Origin of the sequence: Sphingobacterium thalpophilum (assembly GCF_901482695.1) — a bacterium.
Taxonomy (GTDB): Bacteria; Bacteroidota; Bacteroidia; order Sphingobacteriales; family Sphingobacteriaceae; genus Sphingobacterium; species Sphingobacterium thalpophilum.
Genome location: NZ_LR590484.1, coordinates 2,819,347 through 2,839,860 on the forward strand (window position 1 = coordinate 2,819,347; position 20,514 = coordinate 2,839,860).

At 48.8% G+C, this 20,514-nt stretch carries 9 protein-coding genes, 2 tRNA genes and 1 pseudogene; 4 read left to right on the forward strand and 8 right to left on the reverse strand.

Annotation, left to right across the window (positions count from 1 at the left end):
• The 7 genes from FGL37_RS11710 to FGL37_RS11740 are packed head-to-tail and all read right to left on the reverse strand — an operon-like array spanning position 1 to position 17,212.
• Positions 1-1,248 (reverse strand): condensation domain-containing protein, encoded by a 1,248-nt coding sequence (locus FGL37_RS11710; RefSeq protein WP_028070555.1) that lies wholly within the window; start codon positions 1,246-1,248, stop codon positions 1-3.
• Positions 1,245-2,513: a condensation domain-containing protein gene (locus FGL37_RS11715; protein ID WP_028070554.1), complete on the reverse strand. Its 1,269-nt coding sequence runs from the start codon at positions 2,511-2,513 to the stop codon at positions 1,245-1,247. Before FGL37_RS11715 ends, FGL37_RS11710 begins: the two co-directional genes overlap by 4 nt.
• 2 nt (positions 2,514-2,515) lie before the next feature.
• The gene (locus tag FGL37_RS25750; RefSeq protein ID WP_028070553.1) at positions 2,516-4,921 is read right to left on the reverse strand and encodes a glycosyltransferase; all 2,406 of its coding nucleotides are present in this window, start codon (positions 4,919-4,921) and stop codon (positions 2,516-2,518) included.
• Positions 4,914-5,696: an alpha/beta fold hydrolase gene (locus FGL37_RS11725; RefSeq protein ID WP_028070552.1), complete on the reverse strand. Its 783-nt coding sequence runs from the start codon at positions 5,694-5,696 to the stop codon at positions 4,914-4,916. Before FGL37_RS11725 ends, FGL37_RS25750 begins: the two co-directional genes overlap by 8 nt.
• On the reverse strand, positions 5,687-5,986 hold the full coding sequence (locus FGL37_RS11730; RefSeq protein ID WP_028070551.1) for an acyl carrier protein: 300 nt from the start codon (positions 5,984-5,986) through the stop codon (positions 5,687-5,689). Before FGL37_RS11730 ends, FGL37_RS11725 begins: the two co-directional genes overlap by 10 nt.
• Positions 5,974-10,221, reverse strand: coding sequence for a type I polyketide synthase (locus FGL37_RS11735; RefSeq protein ID WP_028070550.1), 4,248 nt, complete (start codon positions 10,219-10,221; stop codon positions 5,974-5,976). The genes FGL37_RS11730 and FGL37_RS11735 overlap by 13 nt, the downstream gene beginning before the upstream one ends.
• A 13-nt stretch (positions 10,222-10,234) precedes the next feature.
• Positions 10,235-17,212, reverse strand: a complete 6,978-nt coding sequence (locus FGL37_RS11740) for a type I polyketide synthase (RefSeq protein ID WP_028070549.1) — start codon at positions 17,210-17,212, stop codon at positions 10,235-10,237.
• 483 nt (positions 17,213-17,695) lie between these two features.
• Here FGL37_RS11740 and FGL37_RS11745 point away from each other — a divergent pair.
• From FGL37_RS11745 to FGL37_RS11755, 3 genes and pseudogenes are all read left to right on the forward strand, one after another.
• Positions 17,696-17,769: transfer RNA gene (locus FGL37_RS11745), tRNA-Pro, on the forward strand.
• Positions 17,770-18,156: 387 nt separating this feature from the next.
• On the forward strand, positions 18,157-18,435 hold the full coding sequence (locus FGL37_RS11750) for an Arm DNA-binding domain-containing protein (protein ID WP_028070548.1): 279 nt from the start codon (positions 18,157-18,159) through the stop codon (positions 18,433-18,435).
• 78 nt (positions 18,436-18,513) lie between these two features.
• Positions 18,514-18,699 (forward strand): annotated as a pseudogene (locus FGL37_RS11755) (tyrosine-type recombinase/integrase); the annotation flags it as partial.
• 186 nt (positions 18,700-18,885) lie between these two features.
• Here the strand turns inward: FGL37_RS11755 and FGL37_RS11760 are convergent.
• Entirely contained in the window at positions 18,886-19,422 is a 537-nt protein-coding gene (locus tag FGL37_RS11760) for a hypothetical protein (RefSeq protein WP_028070547.1), read from the reverse strand.
• Positions 19,423-20,040: 618 nt separating this feature from the next.
• Between FGL37_RS11760 and FGL37_RS11765 the strand changes: the two genes are divergently transcribed.
• Positions 20,041-20,114, forward strand: a tRNA-Pro gene (locus tag FGL37_RS11765).
• Positions 20,115-20,514: the final 400 nt, after the last annotated feature.

The window sequence follows — 20,514 nt, forward strand, 5'->3', positions numbered from 1 at the left end:
TTATAGCGATGTCAATAATGCAATTGCCTGTTCTTTAATTCTGTTCGCTTCATCCTTCGGCAGAAAATCTTCGTGCGACATCAACGAGAAGTCCATTTGATCCCGGTAGGTCGTTGTTACCAAGGTATTCGCATTTAGCCAAGGGAACGCTACTGTAGGACTAAATACGCTTTCTACACTGAAATTTTTGAAATGGACCGGGATCTGTATCCGTCCCATATTCGATAAGGTGATATCATGCCCACCCCGGCTGGTCTGCAGCATTGCAATCATACGGTCCACAAGCGGATGTAGCTGTTCGCCTAGCCACAAAAGTTCACGGGCATTTATCTTTTCCATTTTTTGCAGCAGCATTGCTTTAAGATACACAGCATTTTTCAGTAGATTATATTCACCTTTTTTTAGAGAGAGCTCGACGGTAGGAGCGAAAGCGAACATGTGATCCTGCCTGATTTCCGGAATAAAATGTCGGATATCTACCGGACTGATAACCTTATTTTTTGCCTTTTTCCCCTGTATATTCTGAAAGGCTTGCATGAACGCCGCGCATAAGGCGGCATGCACCGTTATCCCCAGCGTTCTACAGCGTTCTGTTATATTAGCTGTAATTTGCGGTGATAGCTTCCAGTGAAGCGCATAGTTTCGGCCAACATTTTTCCGCTTGCTTTTGCGTTGCAGGAAAAAGAGCAGTCGTGCCATGACTAAGTAGAATTTTGCCTTGCGGGATTTTTTAGTCAGGTTAAATCCTTCCGGGAGGAATTCGTCGACTGATCCGAAAAGGGAGTACGGTGGCAGATGCGCCGTTGGGTCGTCTAGTAGCGACAGGAGTTCGCGCATCAGGGTGACAATGCTTGTGCCATCACATATGCAATGGGGCAGTACCCACAGGAGTTCGGAGCAATGCTGCCCTTTGATCCATAGCAGCTCGGCAAGGGGTCGCGTCGTATCCTTAAAAGAGTGATACCATGCTCGCTCCGATGCCAATAGCCAGTCCGTCTCCGTTTGGCGTTCGATTACACGAAGCGGAATAGGGGGCATGTTCTCGTGGACGACGAAAGTAGGCTTAGCTGCGGCGGTGTCGATAGATGACCGCAGTAGGGGGTGTTTTTGTTGGATTTTATCCAGTGCGTGCTGAATATCTTTGGCAGCTAGGATACCTCTAATTTTTGCAGCAAATACACAGTTTAAAGGTGTCTCCGCATCCACATACATGATCCGTTCCACCATCATTAATGTTCTCCTGATCATGATGCTGTCTGATAATCTATTTGTTGTGTTATGGAATCAATGATGGCATCACGGATGGCCATTGCTTCCGCTTTTGGAAGATAGCCTTCACTTCCCACAAACGAAAAATCCATTTGCTCCTTAAATGTGGAGGTGACCAAGGTTGTTGTATTACCCAGAGGGCCGATGACGGAAGGGCTGAAAATAGCTTCAAGGCTGAAGGATTGGTATTGATCCGGAATATGAAGACGTCCCAGGTTCGAAAACATGCAGTCGTTGGACGAGCGGCCCCGTTTAAGTAGCCTGGTAAAGTTGTGCAGCGCGTCGTGGGCAGACTCCATGACCATCATTGTGAGGTAGGGATTCAGCTTGGCTGTTTTACGGTTCACTGCTGCCTGCATGATCTGCAGGTTGTCGACCGGAGTTCGCTTGCGGTCTGACGAAAGCACAATCATCAGCCCGAAAGCAAAGATATGGTCATCTTTAACCTGCGGAGCAAAACGGCGGATATCTACCGGACAGGAAACCTTGTTGAAAGCTGCGGCCCCACGTATTTTGTGGAATGCATCCAGTATGGTAGAAGCCAAAAAAGTATTGACCGTAACCCCCAGGCACTTGCAATAGGAGGCCAACCTCCGGCTGATGGACTTGTTGAATTTCCAGTGGATCAAATAGTCCGCCTGTCGGTCGGCTGCTTTTTTGCGGACGGGGATGTATTTTATGGCGAAGGCGGCCAAACGGCCGATTAATTTGGCCTTAAGCTGTACCGATTTATTCTTTAAAATATCTGCGGGTACGACATCCTGGATGCCGCCGATAGGCTGTTCGTGCCCGATGAATGCTGCTGGATTGTCCAGCACTTTTAAGAACGCGTACAACAAAGCCATTGCAGAGCCACCGTCACAGAGGCAATGGTGAACTACAAAAAGCATATCGGAAATCTCTTCTCCCCGGATCCATACAAAGCGAACCAGAGGTGCCTGATGATCAAAAGGGGAATGCCATTCTCGTATGGATTCCTCCTGCCAATGCTCTTCGCTGGCTCGCCGTACTGATCGTACCGGAATAGGCACGGTCAATTCAGATACTTTGAACCAAGGAGCATTTCTCTCGTCATAGGCTATCAGGGCCCGTAACCAGGGATGTTTTTCCTGTAGTCTGTCCAGCGCATGTTGGATATCCTCTTCCTTAAAAATGCCCCGTAGACGAAAAGGAATGACTGCATTGAAGGGTTCGGTTCCATCGCCCCATAACATACGTTCGCCAAATAATAGTCTTCTTTTCATTTCTATAATTGCACCAGTGCGGTACGTTCTTGTTCGACAAAATCTTCCAGTAAGGCTACTGCCCGGTCGTTGCCACCCGCAGTCAGGAAAGTTGCTTGCACCGCTTTGGCCGCGATCCTATATTTCGGGTTTTCAAGTAGCTCAAACACGGTGTCCCGTAAGGCTTCGATGCGTAGGCGCTTATATCGGATACTGAGCCCGCAACCCGACTGCTCAATCAGTCTGGCTGTATGGAAATGATCATAAGCGATAGGAGTGATCAGCATAGGTAGTCCGTTCGTAAAAGTATCGTTCACAGTGTTAAATCCACCGTGACAGATAACCATATCCATATGCGGCATCAAGGCTGATTGAGGCACAAAACTGCTGACAATAAAGTTGGATGGCCATTCTTCAAATATTTCCGGTGCGGTGGCCGCAACAATTGTGACAGGCTGATCCGCAAAGGCCTCGATAAGCTTTCCGAAAAATGCCTTTCGGATATCGACCAGCAGCGTGCCTAAGGAGACGAATATCCGGGGCGTTGTACTGGCTTCAAGCCGTTCCCAGTCGAAAGCTGCATTGTTGGGCCGTCCTTTTACCGGGCCGACAAACTTCATATGTGCAGGCGCGGTTTCGAACCCTGCAAAAGCCTGTGATGTGAACACCAGGTTTAACCGGTGGGAATGGATAAAGATACCTTCATCAGAGATACCCACAGCCTTTTGCAGCTCTTTGATCAGATTTTGCTGCCACTCAAATACCTTTGGTGCATTTTTCTCCGTGTCGCCCATCACATCCGGGGGGACCGGAGTTGTTGTGACACAGGGTATCTGATGTTTGTGCGCAAACAGCGCTCCACCAAAGGTGATGCAATCGTTGATAATCACATCGGGCTGCCATTCACACATTAACCTCTCTAGTCCGGGCATCATCATCTTGGCAATCGGAACATAGGTCTCTTCGAGCGCCAGTTTCATCACTTCAGGACCGGAGCAGGAGGGGCCATCATCCTGGCGCTTTAGGATATACTGCAGTTCTTCCTCAAAGGGTGCCAGTTCCGCCTTAGGATAGATGTAACGACCACCTGCGGGGATGTGCTGATCCGCCAGTGGCGTAATACCGAACCATCGGACTTCATGTCCACGTGCAATGAGGCTGGCACCTACGCTCAAGGTCGGACTGATGTGTCCGAAAAAGGGAGGGACGACAAACAGGAACTTTGCTGGTTTGTCTGCGGCCGCCGGTATGGGAGCAATAGCACGCTCGAGGAGGTCTGCAGCTGTTGCTGTGCCTCCAGCATCTGTAAAAGACTGGCGTACCCTGCCTGCAGCCTCGCGGTAGGCGGGATTATTCAGTATGTTGTAGGTGCTGTCTCTGAGATGATGGGCTTTAAATCGGTTAAAATTGAGTCGCTCACCAGCTCCGGTACGTACCACTCGTCCGGCGACATGCGACTGATCATAAGCAATGGGGATCACGACGAGCGGTAGGCCTTGAGAAAGCGTTTCGGACACCGTATTATGGCCGCCATGACATATAACAGCATCCAGATGTGGCAACAGCTCCAGCTGCGGAACCTGCTGACAGACCATAAAGTTTTGCGGCCAGGTGTCGAAAAGCTGTGGGTCTGAGACAACAACGACGGTGAGGTCCTCGTTTCTGAAAGCTTCGATCACCTTTTGAAAGAATGCGCGCTTATGATCGTGGTCAAAGGTGGTTCCTATGCTGACGAGAATTTTCTTCGCCCTGCCAGCATGGAAGGTATCCCAATCAAAGGCATGTCCAGAGTGGCGTTGGCTGAGCACAGGGCCCGTAAAGTGGTAGTTTGCTGGCAGGTCCATTTCCCCGAAGAAGTAACGGGAGGTGAGGACAAGTGTGAGCAAATCGGAACAATCCAATGGCCGATTTTCCGTCACCCCCAGTTCCCGCTGCAGAGCCATAATCTGCTGTACTTCCCATTCATGTACTTTTGGCAGTTCGCTGACGATTTTAACCGCCGCGGGCGCCGTCACTGTAGTAGCATGAGGTAGTCCAAGCTGCGTCGCCGCGATTGATGCTGCAAAAAGCTGGTGGTCACCGATAACCAAATCGGGATTATACGATTCCAACAGAGCAAGGATGCCCTTGTAGCAATGCCGGTTTAAAGGAACCAGTACTTCCTCATATAAAAACTTGATGCTATCAATGCCATAAACGACTTTCTTTGAGATAATATCAAGATATTTTTTACTTTGTTTTTTTTCGTCGTCAGTCTGGTCGTATTGTATCAACAACAGTTGTCCGCCATCCGGAAGTTTTGCGGACAGGGCTTGGTCGAGACTGATCCAGGCAACCTGATGTCCTCGTGCCAGCAAGGCAGCGCCAATGCTTAGCGTTGGATTGACGTGACCTGTTAATGGTGGGACAACAAATACAAATTTAGCCATGGTGTTGCAATAAAGTGTTAGATAAAAATTGAATGATAGCCTCCGCGAGCTTTACCGGCTCCTGTATCGGGATGTTGTGATCACCGGGAACCAGCTGAAGCTGCGCCGTGCTTATTTTGGAAGATAGCCATTCGCCCGCCTGCCTACAGTTGGAGTTAGTCCCATAGAGCAGCAGGGTGGATGCGGGAAGCCTGTCGGTATCCATATCACGCAGAAAATACTGCTCCCTGACCATATCGGATTTGATGCTGGTCTGGTGAAACAAGAACTCATAAAGGCGGTGGTTTTTTTCAAACTGACGTTTACCCATCTTCAGTTTTGTCGTATCGGTAAAATTGGCGATATAATGCGCCAAAAACTCTTTGCTATATTCATCTATGATATGGCGCGCCTTCTCATCCTGTGGATCTGGAGCTTCCATCACAACTAAACCTTCAATCCGCTCTGGAATCCGCAAAGCCGTTTTCAGCGCGATCAGACCACCAAAACTATAACCCGCGAGATAGACTTTCTGGAGATGAAGAGTATCCAGTAATCCGTTCAGATCGCAAGCCATGCTATCGAGATCATAACCATCGCGTGTGCGCTCGCTCAGACCATGACTTTTGAGGTCATAAAGTACCACGTGAAAATGCTGTGCCAGGATCGGAGCGATATGAAAATAATAAATGGACAGGTTGCTGAACATACCGTGGATCAGTACCACAGTATGTTCGGCACCCCGGTTCAGTTCCTGCACATGAACGTTCCTATTGTTGACCGTGATTATTGGCATTCGTAGATATAATTGATGATCATACGAAGGTCCAGATTGATCAGCTGATCCAGATCCATGGAGGACAACCAGCCCGTGAAATCGATCTGATCGCCAAAATGAGCTTTTATTTTCTCTGAAAAGGAAACGATCTCAATGCTGTCCATTTCCAGGTCTTTTGTGAACGAGCTTTCCGGTGTGATGTCCATTTCTTCGACGAATTCCTCTCCGATTACCTCTGTGATAAAGCCTTTCAATAAGGTAAAGAGTTCGTCGTGGTTCATTTTTAATGCGGTATTTAAAGTGTCCATCCGATAATATAATTTTGATGTTTGATTGTTTTGATTTCTATTTGATTAATCCAGAGGTGATCTCCCTCGATGCGCTCTACCTGATAACGTTTTGGGTTCCCTTGGAGGCCTGTGCCCATATATTTTCCATAAGCTTCTTTCGCGGTCCAGAAGCGCGTCGTCCATTCGGCCTGATCCTTATCCTTTAGCAATGCCTGTTCAGCATCTGTAAAAACCAGCGGATAAAATCCAGCGCTGCGCTCTTCAATAAGCTCCATGTCGATGCCGACAGGTTTGCCCTGTTGTGCAATCGCCACCGCGTCTCTGCCCTTATGGGCCAAGGAGACATGGATATCTTCTGTCATGTCCCCATGGAGATAAGGTCTGCCGACTTCGTTGGAGCGAATCTCAAACACGATGGGATAACAGGGGCTATCTTTATGCTGTGTCAACAGATGTCGCACAGCATCTTTGACCGCCACGCGGCCCACCATCCAGCTTTTTCTGCGGTTGGGCAACAGCCGTTGGTAATACTGCTTTTCGGTTTGGTTGAAATAGCGTTTAAGAATGAAGTCCCACGATGCTACCCGGGTGTAGGCCTGGTGAAAATAAAATATGCCCGGGGCGATTTCCTCGGAAAGCCTATTGTGTAAGGGCGACATGGATACGTTCCACAGAGCAACGTCGATTTCCAGTCGTCGGTTTTGCCAGCCCCGGATGGCGCACCACACTTTTCCCTCGCGAAGCAGGGTGATGTCCGCAACTGCAAATTCATCATTGAGCTCGGTTAGTACACAGGTACAATCGAATAGGCCATCCTGATCGTGCATAGCGTCAAAAAACTCTATTTCTTTGATCTTAACAGGAAAAGCGATGCGGTCTTTGGCCAATGTAAGCTGCAGCCACAAGCCAAACAGCTGACCGGCGTTGTCCAATAAAGACCCTTTCCCGCCGTTGCCTTTGATTTTGCCGGAGATGCCTCTTTCGCCTACCGCCCTGATTTCCAGAATGCCTTGATAGGCTGGCCCGTGAAACATATGTTTCTCATAGATTTCTTCCGGAGTCCGGGTAATGGAAAGAAGCTTTCCAATGGACAAGTCCACGGTAGGCGGTACAGGCCATGTATCTGCCAGCAGTACTTCGGCATTCGCAAAATTTTCGATTTCTACAAAGGCATGATGAGCCGAACGCCATTCTCCGTTGGCCGTCTTCTCAAAAGGCTGCGCTACATTCATCCACTGAAAGACGCTGACCTGCATGATTTTGTGAATTGTGGTCTGCGGTCGTTCTGCCTGAGCAATTTCGGCCAGCAGCTCAAAAATCATCGTCATGGGAATGACCGGTTCCATATCGGCAACTTCTGTCCAGCCTGCTGGCTGCCGCAGGAGACTATGGTCGATCAGGTAAGGATGGCTGTCCAGACTGACCTTCAAAGCTGTTGAAAAATGTGTGCTGGAATGGAGAACCGCCGATAAGCTAGATGGGGGATCCGGTGCTAGCACAGTGGACTGCATCCGGTTTTGGAAGGCGGTCAGCACTTCCTCCTGCATGCGCATCATTTCAGCCATATTATCCTGAAATGCCCGTACCAGCGGATGTCCTATATTTGTTTTGCTGACCGCCGGCTGCTGCTGGGCGAGATTAAAATACTGTCCCAGGCTTTTGACAGCATCAAAATTACGTACGATGGGGGATCCCAGCTGCAGTCTGATCCCGTTTGTGGCAGGCTTCTTGACTGCCTGCTGCAGGGATAGGAAATCGAGTGGGACTGTTTTTCCCTCGACAAAAAGTGCCGCAACGACACGTTGTAGCTGTGCTAGAGCGGAGCGGCTTGTTACACTGGATGCCAGCGTGCTGAATGTTTTACCTTTTAGTGTGTCGTCGATAAAACCGGTCAAGCCACCTGTACCCACCTGTATAAAAAAGCGAGCGCCCTCTTCATAGAGCTTTTCTGTTAATTCACGGAAACGGACGGGTTGGACAAGGTGTTCGGCACTCAGCTGCCGGATCGCTTGCTGGTTTGCCGGATAAGGCTGCAATGTCGTTGCCGACCACAAAGGAATCTTTGTTTGCTGAAAGGTCACCTTTTCCATGCCGGCCAGAATAAGCTCAAGTCTGTCTGCCACAAAGGGCGAATGGAAACCGGATTGGAACGGTAAAATCTGATGGAAAATCTGTCTGGCTTTCAATATTGGAACGAGCTCTTCAAGGGCCGCAATGCTGCCGCATAATATCACTTGATGCGGGCAATTGTCGTTCGATACGTATACATCGGGAATTTCCGCGATCAAGGGTTGCACTTCTGCCAGACCGGCCCCGATGGCAATAAATTTAGAATCCCTGAGTTCAAAGGTCTTCGGGTCGAGCACATCGATGAGCTGCATGACAGAACTCGCTTCTGCGAGTTCTGAAGAATATCCGGCAAGCCATTCTCCTAGGCTATGTCCCGCATTCATATCGGGATAGATCCCAAGCTTCTTAAGTGATTTGTCGAGGATGCTACACCTGTTAAATATATCCAATGCGTCACTCAAAAGGCCGTTTCCCTCTATTTCTATCGGGGCTGCCAGACTAAAATAGCGTTTCACGGACTCGACCTCTCCCTTGGCCAGGCCATCCAGCCCGGGGAATACAAAGGCGATTTTACCGCCCTGTTGCAACAGCGGGTCGCAGGTGTACCAGATATCCTGTTTATTTCGCCACGGTTTATTCTTGGAAACGATTTTGATTGCTTTGTCGATCCTGTCTGCTGTGGGGTCGAATACAGCGAGGCGATAGCTACCTTCGCCCGGATCGGTCTCCTTATTATGCAGTGCGCTGAGCAGCTCGGCGTGGGTGGGGCGAGCAAGTACCAGTACGGGGTCTTTTTTGATGCTATCGTAAGCTTCCAGTACCACATGTGCGTTGATGCCGCCAAAACCAAAGGCATTTACGCCAGCGACTTTTGGCAACCCTGACCGTGACCAAGGCTTAGCTTCCTGTATAGGGGCAAAGCGTGTTTGTTCCATCTCAACTATAGGATCTTCGCAGTAGAGAGTTGGAGGTAAGGTGTCGTGGTATAGGGCGAGGCAGGTTTTTATTAAACCGGCGATTCCCGCTGCGGGCATGGCGTGACCGATATTGGATTTGACCGATCCGATACCGGCACTGAGGACGGAATCTTCGTTTCCGAAAAACTCTGCAAGGGTCTGCAGTTCCGTCTTATCACCCAGAGGTGTTCCTGTGCCATGTGCTTCCAGATAGCCGATTTGTTTTACATCCAGCTGTGCATTTTGCCAGGCTTGCTGCAGAGCCTTCAGCTGGCCCTTGACCGACGGTGTCATCACACTGCTACCATGGCCATCACTGCTGACACCTACACCCTTGATCACCGCATAGATCTTATCTTGGTCGCGCAGCGCATCCTCCAGCCGTTTCAAGACGACGAAACCGCATCCTTCACCGATAAGCAGGCCGTCGGCATCCTTGCTGAAGGGTTTGATCTGCTCGTTGCGAGACAAGGCACCCAGTTGTGCAAAAATGCTCCAAAAAGCGGCATTCTGACCCGTGTGTACAGCACCGGCAACGATCATGTCGCTGCGGCCACGCAGCAGCTCCTGTACAGCATGGTCCACAGCAATCAGGGCGCTGGCGCATGCTGCATCAACGGTGAATGCCACACCGCCCAGATTAAAGCGGTTTGCTACCAGGGAGGCTACAAGATTGGGAATCAGACCCATGGCTGTGTCTGCAGCAAAGCGTCCTTTTCGCTTCTGAAAGGCCTGTTTCACCTTTTCAATTTCGGAAGCGGGTACATCCGGCAGCAGTTCCTGTAAGAGTGCCGCCATTTGTTCACCGGTTCGCACGATTTCGATGGCGCGTGTCGCGCCCGGACCGGTATAGTTACCTTTGCCGATGATAATACCCGTTTTTTCAAGCGAACGTTGCTTTTGGAACACCCCCGCATCTGCCAGCGCTTTCTGTACCAGATCTAGTGTCAACAGATGGTCTGGTTCGGTGCCTTCAACGGCGAGTGGCAGTATTCCATAAGCGGTGGGATCAAATGCATAGTCTGGAATAAATCCGCCCCGTTTACAATAAAAACGGTCCACGCTGCTTCCCCCACTGTCGCTAAAATGGATGGGATCGATCCGGTCCGCTGGTGCAGGTTGAGTGGAATCGACCTTATTGATGATATTTTGCCAAAAAGTGCTGGCATCATGTGCACCGGGAAAAACACAAGATAGGCCGATGACGGCAACATCTGTTGTATTCATAATCATGGATATGTTACCAATTATTGCCTGACATGATTAATACCTGGCTTTCCGTACCGTACTTGATCTCGTTCAGGAAAATTTCCTTTCCTTCTTCCAATGGAATAAGCGATATACCGCGGCGCTCATATTCTGTTTCCAGCGTCTGCGATACCATACCGGCCCCTTTCCATGGTCCCCAGTTGATCGAGATAACCTTGCCCTTCAGCCGTTTGTTGAGGGTATTGGCATAGTCGTCGAGCACACTATTGGCTGCAGCATAGTCGGTCTGGCCTTTATTGCCATACACGGAGGCAATGCTGGAAAATAGGACGACAAACTGGCAATCCGGATGCAGTTGTTCGGCAAGCACACGCAGTGGTCTTACTTTAGTGTCAAAGACGCGCCCAAAAGAGCTGATCGTTTTTTGTCTAAAGAGTTTATCCTCCAGCAGGCCGGCACCATGAATGACTCCGTCCAGCTTGCCATATTCCTTATAGATCTGCTGGAGCAAGGCACTTAGCCCTATCTCATCGCACAGGTCCAGCGATTCGTAAACGACGGTGCTGCCCAGGCTTTCCATTTCCCGGATGGTACGAAGGATCTGGTTGTTCTTAAAGATACGCAAGGTCTCTTTTTCAATCTCTGCTGGGGTATTTAGCTGCCCAGATTTGATCAGCTGGCTTCTGATCTGATCCTTGGATGTCATCCTCTCCAGTTCAAGAGATGTGCTTGTAGCCAGTCTTGGATCTGGCGACCGCCCCACGAGAATATAAGTACAAGGGTAGGAGGCCGACATATGCTTTACCAATTCGGCCGTAATCCCTTGTCCACCGCCCAGGACCAGAACTACCGACTGTTGGTTCAGCTGAATCTGTACTTCCGTTATATCTGCGGATAAGGGGGATGGAATGGTGTCTATGGTATGGCGCTGATCATTTTTGTAAATTACTTCTACCCGTTTGTCGACGGTCAAAATCTCATTGATAGCGATCTCAGCGATTCCATCAGCTTCCTGAGGAGTTTGTAAGCTGATCAGCCTGCAGTTGGTCTGCTCAAACTCGCGGGCCAGACTTTTAAATAGTCCGGGGTAACCTTGATAATAGCGTAATGCCTGAGTATCCGCCGATCTCTGGACATGGGCCGGAATATCCGAAATCAGATACACCCATTTCGTGCGGTCCATGTTCATCTTTTTGATCAGGCCCACATGGTCGATAATGCTACGCTTGACCTTAGCTGAATAGATATCTGTCATGATTAAGCCATCAAATACCGTCAGGTCTTTTTCGGTATCGAGGACTTCAGCGATGGCCCCATGTTTTTCGAGCATGGTTTTGATTGCCTGTGTTTGCTGCCCATGGTCAGGAGCAATCGCAAAACGTTTTCCCTGGAGGATATCGGGGGGCTGAGGTTTGCCAGTGGCAGCAGGAGTCAGACCGAAACGTAAGCGGGACAACGGGCTTTTGGGCGTGGTTTCAGTACCGATATCCGCAATCCAGGTAGCCAGACCGTTTAGTGTTTTAATGGCGGCTAAGGTTTCCATCAGATCCTCTTTCTGCTCGGGTTCCTTGCCAAATCCCACTTTTGTTTTCAGTGCAGCAATGATTTCCATGCGCTTAATGGAGTCGATGCTGAGATCAGCTTCCAGATCGAGATCCAGCCCAAGCATTTCTTTGGGATAGCCCGTTTTTTCGCTGACAATATCCAAAATAGCAGACTGTAGTTCGGCCAGTGTGTAACTCTGGGGCTGTTGGGCTGATGATGTCACTTCGGTTGACAAGGCCTCCTCGGCGATTACCGCAGTACCACTGTGCTCGGTTAGCCAGACAACCAGTCCATTCAATGTTTTGATAGCCGCCAGCTGCTCCATGATCGTGTCCTCTTGGCTATGATCTATCGTTAGCGCACCCAGCTGACTGCGTAATGTGCTGATGATCTCAACCCGCTTGATGGAGTCTATACTCAGATCTGCCTCGAGGTCCATATCCATGCCAAGCATTTCGGGCGGGTATCCGGTTTTGTCGCTGACAATCTGCAACAACAGGCTCTTGACGTCTTTTACCGGTGTTTGGGCAACTACGGTTGCTGCTGGCTGGGCGGTAAACAGTGTCTGGGTGGGGAGCGGCGAGGGCTGTCCGGCACCGGGGAGGGCAGCTGGAGCTGCATAGGCAGGCATAGGGTTCACTGGCGGCTGCTGGCCGAGAAAGGACAGCATGACATCACGTTGAGCCTGAATGAGCATTTTCATGCTATTTAAATATTCGTGTAGCATGCGCTCAGCAGTAGGATGCGCCTCTGGCGCTACGTTGTGGTTAGGGCTTGGTAAGTTCATATGGATCGGTTTCACTAGGGGCATGGCGCCATTGGCCGGCAGCGGACCGTTGATCGGCAGCGCTGCTTGTCCGTTGACGCGCCATAGGGCAGGACTTTTTTTATACAGATGCGGCTGGTCAAGCTGAATCACCTGTGTTTGCCGCCCGTCAAATAATTTATGGATATGGAAATTGCGGCCGGTGCCCAAGTATTGAGCAAGCATGCACAGTAAATGGGTAAGTTTATTCCGGTTGTTGTCTTCGACATAAAGTGTAAGCTGATCCTGTGTCAGGCAGGACTTGGTTAAGCCTGTGAGTACTTTGCCGGGGCCGACTTCGATAAATAATCTGGCGCCGTCGGCGTACATGGCCTGAAGCTGTTCGACAAAGCGGACTGGCTGGACGAGGTGCTCGGTCAAGCGTGTTTTTATGGCAGCTGCCGTCGTCGGATATATACTGGCAGTGGTGTTGGACCAAACGGGAATCTGCATTTCGCCGAAGGGCACATTTTGAAGGACCTGTTTATAGAGGTCTTTCGATTTCGCGACCAGGGGGCTATGGAAAGCGCAGGCGACTTCCAGTTTTTTTGCAGATACACGTTCCTGTTTGAGTACGATCATCAATCGGTCTATCGCTGCAGTGCTACCTGCGACGACACATTGTGTTGGGGAATTAAAGTTGACCGGATAGCATTCCTCCACCTGGCTGAGAACCGATTTTAGCTTTTCGGTATCCGCATGGACAGCGACCATGCTGCCGGGATCTCCATCTTGTACTGCGTCTAAGATTGCCTGTGCACGGCGGTTGCTTAACTCAACCAATAAATCCTCGTCAAATACGCCGGCGAAACATAGTGCGGGCAACTCCCCATAGCTGTGTCCCGCCAGCATGTCGGGAACGATACCTAGAGACTGAAGAAATTTTGCTAGGGCGAGGTCGACAATACCGAGCAGGGGTTGTGCGATTCGTGTATCTTTAATGGATTCCTTTTGTTTTTTTAAAGTATCCCCGTCGAAAACCATCGCTGGAAAAACAAGTTTTTCCAGTTCCGGATGTTGGTCCATTAGCTTGCGCATGGCAGGGAAAATGACGAACAGGTCGCGGGCCATGTTGAGGCGCTGGCTGCCCTGACCTGGAAATAAGAAGGCGGTTTTACCCGGCAGGGGCTTTACGATAAAGGTATCTTTACTTTCGATTCCGGACAGTACCAGTTCGATCTTCATGCTCAGATCTTCTGTGGTGTCGGCAACAATGCTCAGTTGCACAGGTTCCTCGGTGGCGGTTGCCAAGCTATAGGCAATATCTTTTAAGGGCAGACTGTCGTTGATCTCGAGCAGTGTTTTTACCTGTTTCAGTTGCTTTTTCGCATGTTCGTAGCTTGCTCCGCGGAAAACAAACAGTTCCGAAGGCCAGGATTTCATTGTGATATCGCTGGTCGGTCGCGGATGACTGGCAATGACAGCATGAAAATTCGTGCCCCCAAAGCCGAAGGCGCTTACGGCAGCATAACGTTTTTGTTCTGTCCACAATCCTGTTTCGGCGTGAAAGGCAAAAGGACTGGTCTGTGCGTTGTAATACGCGTTCGGTTGCTGCAGGTGGAGTGTCGGCGGTTTTATCCCGTGAAATACGGCCAGTGATGCCTTGATCAGTCCGGCCAGACCTGCTGCGCATTTGGTGTGTCCGATCTGTGTTTTTACAGATCCGAGCAGTGTCTGGGCGGGCAGGGCGCCGGCGCGGCTAAATAAATTGGTGAGGGCACTGAGCTCGGTTTTGTCGCCGACGACAGTGCCCGTGCCATGTGCTTCCACCAGGCCAACAGTAGCAGCACTGATACCGGCTTGGCTATATGCTCGTTCCAGGGCCCTTACCTGGCCTATTTTGCGGGGTGCGGTTAGCCCCAGCGCCTTGCCATCGCTCGACCCGCCGACACCTTTGATGACCGCATAGATGCGGTCGTCATCGCGTACCGCGTCGGCATACCGTTTCAGTACCAATATGGCTATCCCTTCGCCCAGTGCGATGCCGTCAGCTTCGCTGTCGAACGTGGCACAGCGCCCTTTGCGCGAGAGCGCGTGAGTGCTCGAAAACATCAGATAATCATTGATACCATTGTGTAAGTCAGCGCCACCGGCGAGGACCATGTCCGATTTGCCGAGCACCAGTTCCTGACAGGCAAGGTCAATTGCCGCGAGAGATGAAGCACAAGCTGCATCTACGGTGAAGTTGCGGCCGCCGAGGTCCAGCCTGTTGGTGATGCGGCCTGCAATGACATTCGCCAAGATGCCCGGGAAAGAATCTTCTGTTGTATGGGGCAATGCCGCTTTGACTTCGTCATGCAGTTCCCCAAAGACCTGTTTATAGTATCCCCTGAAGCTATAACTGTTAGCCAGATCGTTACCGCCTTCAGCGCCGATGATGACCGAAATATTTTCTCTGTCGATCTGTTTTTCACCATATCCGGCATCTTCCATCGCCCGTTTGGCAACGAGGAGGGTCAACAGCTGGGTGGGCTCTATTGCGGCCAGTGACTGAGGCGGTATCCCGAATGCGAGTGGATCGAAATCTATGTTGGGGATAAATCCGCCCCATTTAGAATGCGAAACATCGGGGCCATCGACGTCGGGCTGGTAATAAATATCTTTGTTCCAGCGCTCGTCGGGTACTTCGGTAACGCTATCCTTTCCGAGGACAATATTGCGCCAGTATTCTTCCAGATTTTTGGCTCCGGGGAAGATACAGTCCATACCGATGATGGCTACATCTAGTGCCTGGTCCGGCGACTCAGGCTGTTCGGGCAAAAGTGCATCTTGGATATACTGTTTATTTCCGGTGGCGACTTGCTGATGGAGGCAGTCGATGGAGGTGACTTTATCGTGCATTGTGGCTACCTGTCCGATCATATACATACCCAATTGGAGCTGTTCATTTCTCGGAATGGAGATGAGTTTATCGCCTTGCCGATCAACCCCTTTCGCCGCAATTCGAAGACGGCCGACATTTAATTTTTCGAGCTCTTCCCAAATCAGCTTCTTGTCGATCCCCGCTGCAAACAATCTAGCTTTCTCCTCACTGAAATATCGGGCGAAGGCCGTATTGAGGCAGCGTGTTTCATGTCCCGGCGCGGTTTCCAGTAGGACAGTGTCTTTGGCGTGCATCGCCTGTAACTGAAATTCCTCCTGAATGGCGCCCGTGTTTACCGCTTCTTGTGTGTAGAGGTATGCGGTTCCCATCAATACCCCCACTTTGACGCCTCTGGCAGTTAGGGGGGCTGTCATGACCGAGACGAAAGCGGCGGATAAGGCGTCATGTATGCCGCCTGCAAAAAATACGCTTATGTTTTCAGGATGATCTTCTTTGAGGATTCGTTCGATCTGTTTTTCCCAGAGCACCGTACTGGACAGCGGCCCCACATGGCCGCCGCATTCGCGGCCTTCGAATATGAAGTTTTTGGCTCCTTCTTTGAGAAATATATCCAGTAATGCGGGGGAAGGGACGTGAAGGAATGTGGTGATGCCCGCTTTCTCGAATATTTTCGCCTGTGCAGGTCTGCCTCCGGCAATCAATACTACAGGAGGTTTCGCTTCGAGGATATATGTACGCTGTTCGTCGCGCAGTTCCTGCGGTGCAAAGCCCAAAATACCTACGCCCCAGGTGTTGTCGCCGGCAAGCTCCTTGGTTTGCCTGATCAGATCTTTTGCCTGCTGGCCACGCAGCAGCGAGAGGGCAACAAAAGGCAGTGCACCCGCTGATGCCACGGCCTGAGCAAAGGCAGGGACATCGCTGACGCGAGTCATGGGCCCCTGTGCAATAGGGTAGCGCAGTCGGAGCTTTTGTGCCAGCCCATTGTTCTCGTCGATAGGTGCCAGCTCTTTGGCCTGTTTCAGATGGCCATACATGGCTTCTCTGAATCCAAACATAAGTTTTTTCAGGCTGTTGAAATCCTGATAAAGGTCGTTTGCCAAAGCGATGTCCTGTCCCATAGGGATATAGCTGCAGGCAGGGTCAAGATTTTTGAAATGCTGCCTGAGCTCTTCCACATCCGGCTGTTCCGGCAGGGCAGGCGAATTTGGACGTACCAGTACGCGGTAGCCTGCGATAATCCTGGTTTCCGTGCCATTTAATTTGCTGCAGAGATCCTTAAAGTCTCCCGGAACACTGCTTTCTGGAAAGAGGGCCAGCTGGCTGTCCAGAACAACTCCTGTGGCTCCCAAAGCTTTTGCTGCAGCTGCAGTATGGAGGCCGACACCACCCTGTATCCAGACCGGAATGTTCCGGATGACCCGGATGATGCGCTGGAAAAGTATAAATGTTGATTCGTAAGCGGTCAGACCGCCCGCTTCGTTCCCTTTTATAATAATTCCTGCAGCTCCCAGCTGTTCGGCCTGTATGGCTTCATCCACGCTGCCTACCTGGTAAATGATGGACTTGGCAATTTCTGGACGATATTTTGCATCAAAAGGAAGGATGACAAGTTTTACGTTCTCGGGAATCTGTAGCGACAGTAGCTGAGCATTTGGAAAACAAATTCCATAAGGGTATAAAGCAGTCCGATCGAGCAGTTTCAGTGCTTCCCCGGCATTGGCTAAGTCGTGTCCCAAACTTAGTACGGGAAATGCACCCGCCTGATGCAGTTTGGGCATTAGGTTGACGTCAGGCTTTTCAAAAGGTGTTAATCCAATAATGGTTAAATTTTTCATGCATTGATGATATTGTAATAATAGCAGGGCACTCATAACACGTTCAGTACTGATCTTGTGCTGATGGGGGATGTTATGGTGGAATAAAAGTAATTAATTTCTGTTATATTTTTAACAATAAAGGTAATTTGATAATGATTTTTTAATAAAAAAGTAGTAATCGCTTGATTATTATTAACCAACAGGCTACAAATTTATTTAAATTTGGTTTTATGACCATATTTCGATAGTTTATTTGGATGAAAATTATATTCGATGATATGATGAATAACTAAATGGATAATTTTATCACAAATTTGGTTTAAATGCATCTATGAGATCAATGTTTTCTGTCTGTTTCTATGTGCTGTTTATGCTAACGCGCGGGAGGCAGCTTGCATTTCGGTCCGCATATAAAATGGGCGCAGATTTTTGCGTTTGGACTTGCATGCAAACAGTAATTGCCGTATATTTGTGCCACACAAAGCAAAGGTGATACCTTTTCGGGGTGTAGCGTAGCCCGGTATCGCGCCACATTTGGGATGTGGAGGTCGTAGGTTCGAATCCTGCCACCCCGACCGAGAAGCTCTAACGAAAGTTAGGGCTTTTTTTGTTTCGGGTCAGGAGAGAACCTACGACCTTTTATGGTCCATGAGGTTCGAACCGAAGGAGGCTCAGGGCAGTAGTTTGGGCGACGCGGGGCTGAGCCAATCCTGCCACCCCGACAGAGATTTTTTCTTTTTTTCTTACCCCAATTTGTTCAAGTAAAACCAAAGAAAATGTGACCTATTCAGTTACCCATTTTCTATACGTAATTTTGAGTCGCCGAAATAGATTCAAATATCTAAAAATCAGCTTTTTGTGGTTGTTTGACACACGTTTTCTATTTGTTAGTGACCTGTTACATCTCAAACCCAGGCAGATAGCGCCAAAACACGGATATGCAACCATTTAATTAAGTTGATATGAAAACACAGAATTGCACATTCGGGGTTATCTTTTACCTCAAGAAACAGAAAACGACAGCAGAGGGGAAAGCACCTATCTATGCAAGGGTAACGGCGGACGGCAAATGTACGGAAATATCCGTCAAACGTTCGGTAGCCGTCTCGGGATGGGATGCTAAAAAGGGTTTGGCAAAGGGAAGCTGTGAGGAAACGGCGGGACTTAACCGATTTCTTGCCCGTTTCAAGGCAAAAATCATTGCGCCTACCAAGAATTGGTATTGTCGGGAAGTACGGTAGACGGAGCGGTCATCCGTGAACGGGTACCGGGGGCTGCACAGCCAGGGCGGACACTCGGCAGTCTGATTAAATACGATCTTTACATTTCATATCGCACGGCACACGTTCGCCACCCCGGTGACATTGAGCAACGGCATACCCATCGAATCCGTCAGCAAGATGCTCGGACATACGAGCATCCGCAACACGCAGATTTATGTCAAAGTGGTCGGACGCAAATTGAGCGAGGACATGCAGAACCTACGGGAGCGCATGGCATGGTGAAGCTGAAAAGACCGCAAATTTCCCGAAAACCGTCAAATTTAGTGTAATTTATTAGGGTAGTCCAATTGGGGCTCTTTTTGAAGATTACAGTTTTGTATTTCATAAGGAAGGCATACCTAACCTAATCAATATATTAACAGACTACTATTTTAGGAAGATATTTCGGTATATTCTTTTGTTTTTAGATTATGGTTGCAAATCCTGCTTGTATATAACGGTAATTGTACTTGCTTGGATAGTATCTCGGTTGAAATTTAAAAGGGCAACACCATACTCCATTTTTTCGCCATCTTCAAACTCCAAAATCCTGTCCACGTCCTTTGGTAAAAGGAGCTGGTTAATGTTGATAGTTCCTTGTGTAGCATACACCGTGTCACGTCCTTCCTGTTCTCCTGTTTTAATCTCCCATGAAAGCGGACTATTTACAGCGTTGTTGCTGTCATGAAATTTCCCTTCACAAGTCATCAACGCAAATGAAGTACTGCTTTCAATATCATAGTGTAACCGTTGGAGCTTATTCCCCAACATGATATATAGACCATCTTTATTAACAAAGAAAGTATCTGGAAAAATCTTGTAAATATCACCTGCTTTCGGACAAGTATGTTCTACATACGGCTCCGGTTCTGGTTGAGGTTTAGGGAACAATGGCTCTTCGTCGTTACACGATGCAACAGCTAAAAATAACACGCTAAGAAACGGGATAGTTATTTTTTTTGTCATTATTTTAATATTACTATAATAAGTTTACAACATTCTTAACAAAGGAACGAAAATAATATTCGCCTTGCTACAGACGACTGGTAAAATTTCAGATATAATACTTCGATATTTTGCGTGAAATTATAAAAAAGGGTAATAGCATCCGTATAACTACTGCTAAGATTAAGAAAAGTTTGCACAAGAAGTAATCCATTTTCCAACGCTCATTTGTGGCTTGCGAAACCCCATCGTTCTTGCGCGTGGCTGTTCTCGTGGGGTATTTAGGGGGGCAACTAATTGATAGATAAATGTTTGTGGAAGTATGGAATCTTCCTGCCACCCCGACCGAGAAGCTCTAACGAAAGTTAGGGCTTTTTTTGTTTCGGGTCAGGAGAGAACCTACGACCTTTTATGGTCCATGAGGTTCGAACCGAAGGAGGCCAGGAAACCGTATAGCTTAACCGTTTTGAACGGTAGAGCGGTTCGGCGTACAGAAATGATTTGCTTTGCTGTAATTCCTGATCTTGAAAATTATCTTTCAATATATCAGTTTGTTAAGTCTATTGTTTTAAATATTTTTGAAAACAACATATTTTTAGTGTACTTTTGTGCCACACAAAACAAAGGTGATATCTTTTTCGGGGTGTAGCGTAGCCCGGTATCGCGCCACATTTGGGATGTGGAGGTCGTAGGTTCGAATCCTGCCACCCCGACTTGATAGGATTTGAGGATTATCCTCGATGGGTTGCTCTACTTCGAGCAACCCTTTTTTATTGAGTGTCTGATAGTTATGATGAAATACAGGATTGAGTTCGGGTGTTCTAAACGTACCATTTTCAAAGGTGAGACCCTGTTTGAACACCCTATGTAAAATAGCGTGCTGTTGATTGATTGTAGCATATTCAAAAATTCGTGGTATGCGCATTAGTTTGGGGATTAACTCGATTTGCTCCTGCGCCTTTACACGGATGTCAACCGAAAGGTCGGCAACATCAGATTTTAGCCGTGCTATCTCAATCGAGAATTTTTTGTATCCCCTCTTGTATGTCTCTCCTGTTATGATGTCGTTCAAAATCTTGTCTTCAAGCGCTTCAAGTCTCTTTTCGGCTATTG

Bases quoted from the DNA above. Each gene is read 5' to 3' on its own strand.
- FGL37_RS11710 (WP_028070555.1), bottom strand. From the start codon at position 1,248: ATGATCAGGAGAACATTAATGATGGTGGAACGGATCATGTATGTGGAT.
- FGL37_RS11715 (WP_028070554.1), bottom strand. From the start codon at position 2,513: ATGAAAAGAAGACTATTATTTGGCGAACGTATGTTATGGGGCGATGGA.
- FGL37_RS25750 (WP_028070553.1), bottom strand. From the start codon at position 4,921: ATGGCTAAATTTGTATTTGTTGTCCCACCATTAACAGGTCACGTCAAT.
- FGL37_RS11725 (WP_028070552.1), bottom strand. From the start codon at position 5,696: ATGCCAATAATCACGGTCAACAATAGGAACGTTCATGTGCAGGAACTG.
- FGL37_RS11730 (WP_028070551.1), bottom strand. From the start codon at position 5,986: ATGGACACTTTAAATACCGCATTAAAAATGAACCACGACGAACTCTTT.
- FGL37_RS11735 (WP_028070550.1), bottom strand. From the start codon at position 10,221: ATGAATACAACAGATGTTGCCGTCATCGGCCTATCTTGTGTTTTTCCC.
- FGL37_RS11740 (WP_028070549.1), bottom strand. From the start codon at position 17,212: ATGAAAAATTTAACCATTATTGGATTAACACCTTTTGAAAAGCCTGAC.
- FGL37_RS11750 (WP_028070548.1), top strand. From the start codon at position 18,157: ATGAAAACACAGAATTGCACATTCGGGGTTATCTTTTACCTCAAGAAA.
- FGL37_RS11760 (WP_028070547.1), bottom strand. From the start codon at position 19,422: ATGACAAAAAAAATAACTATCCCGTTTCTTAGCGTGTTATTTTTAGCT.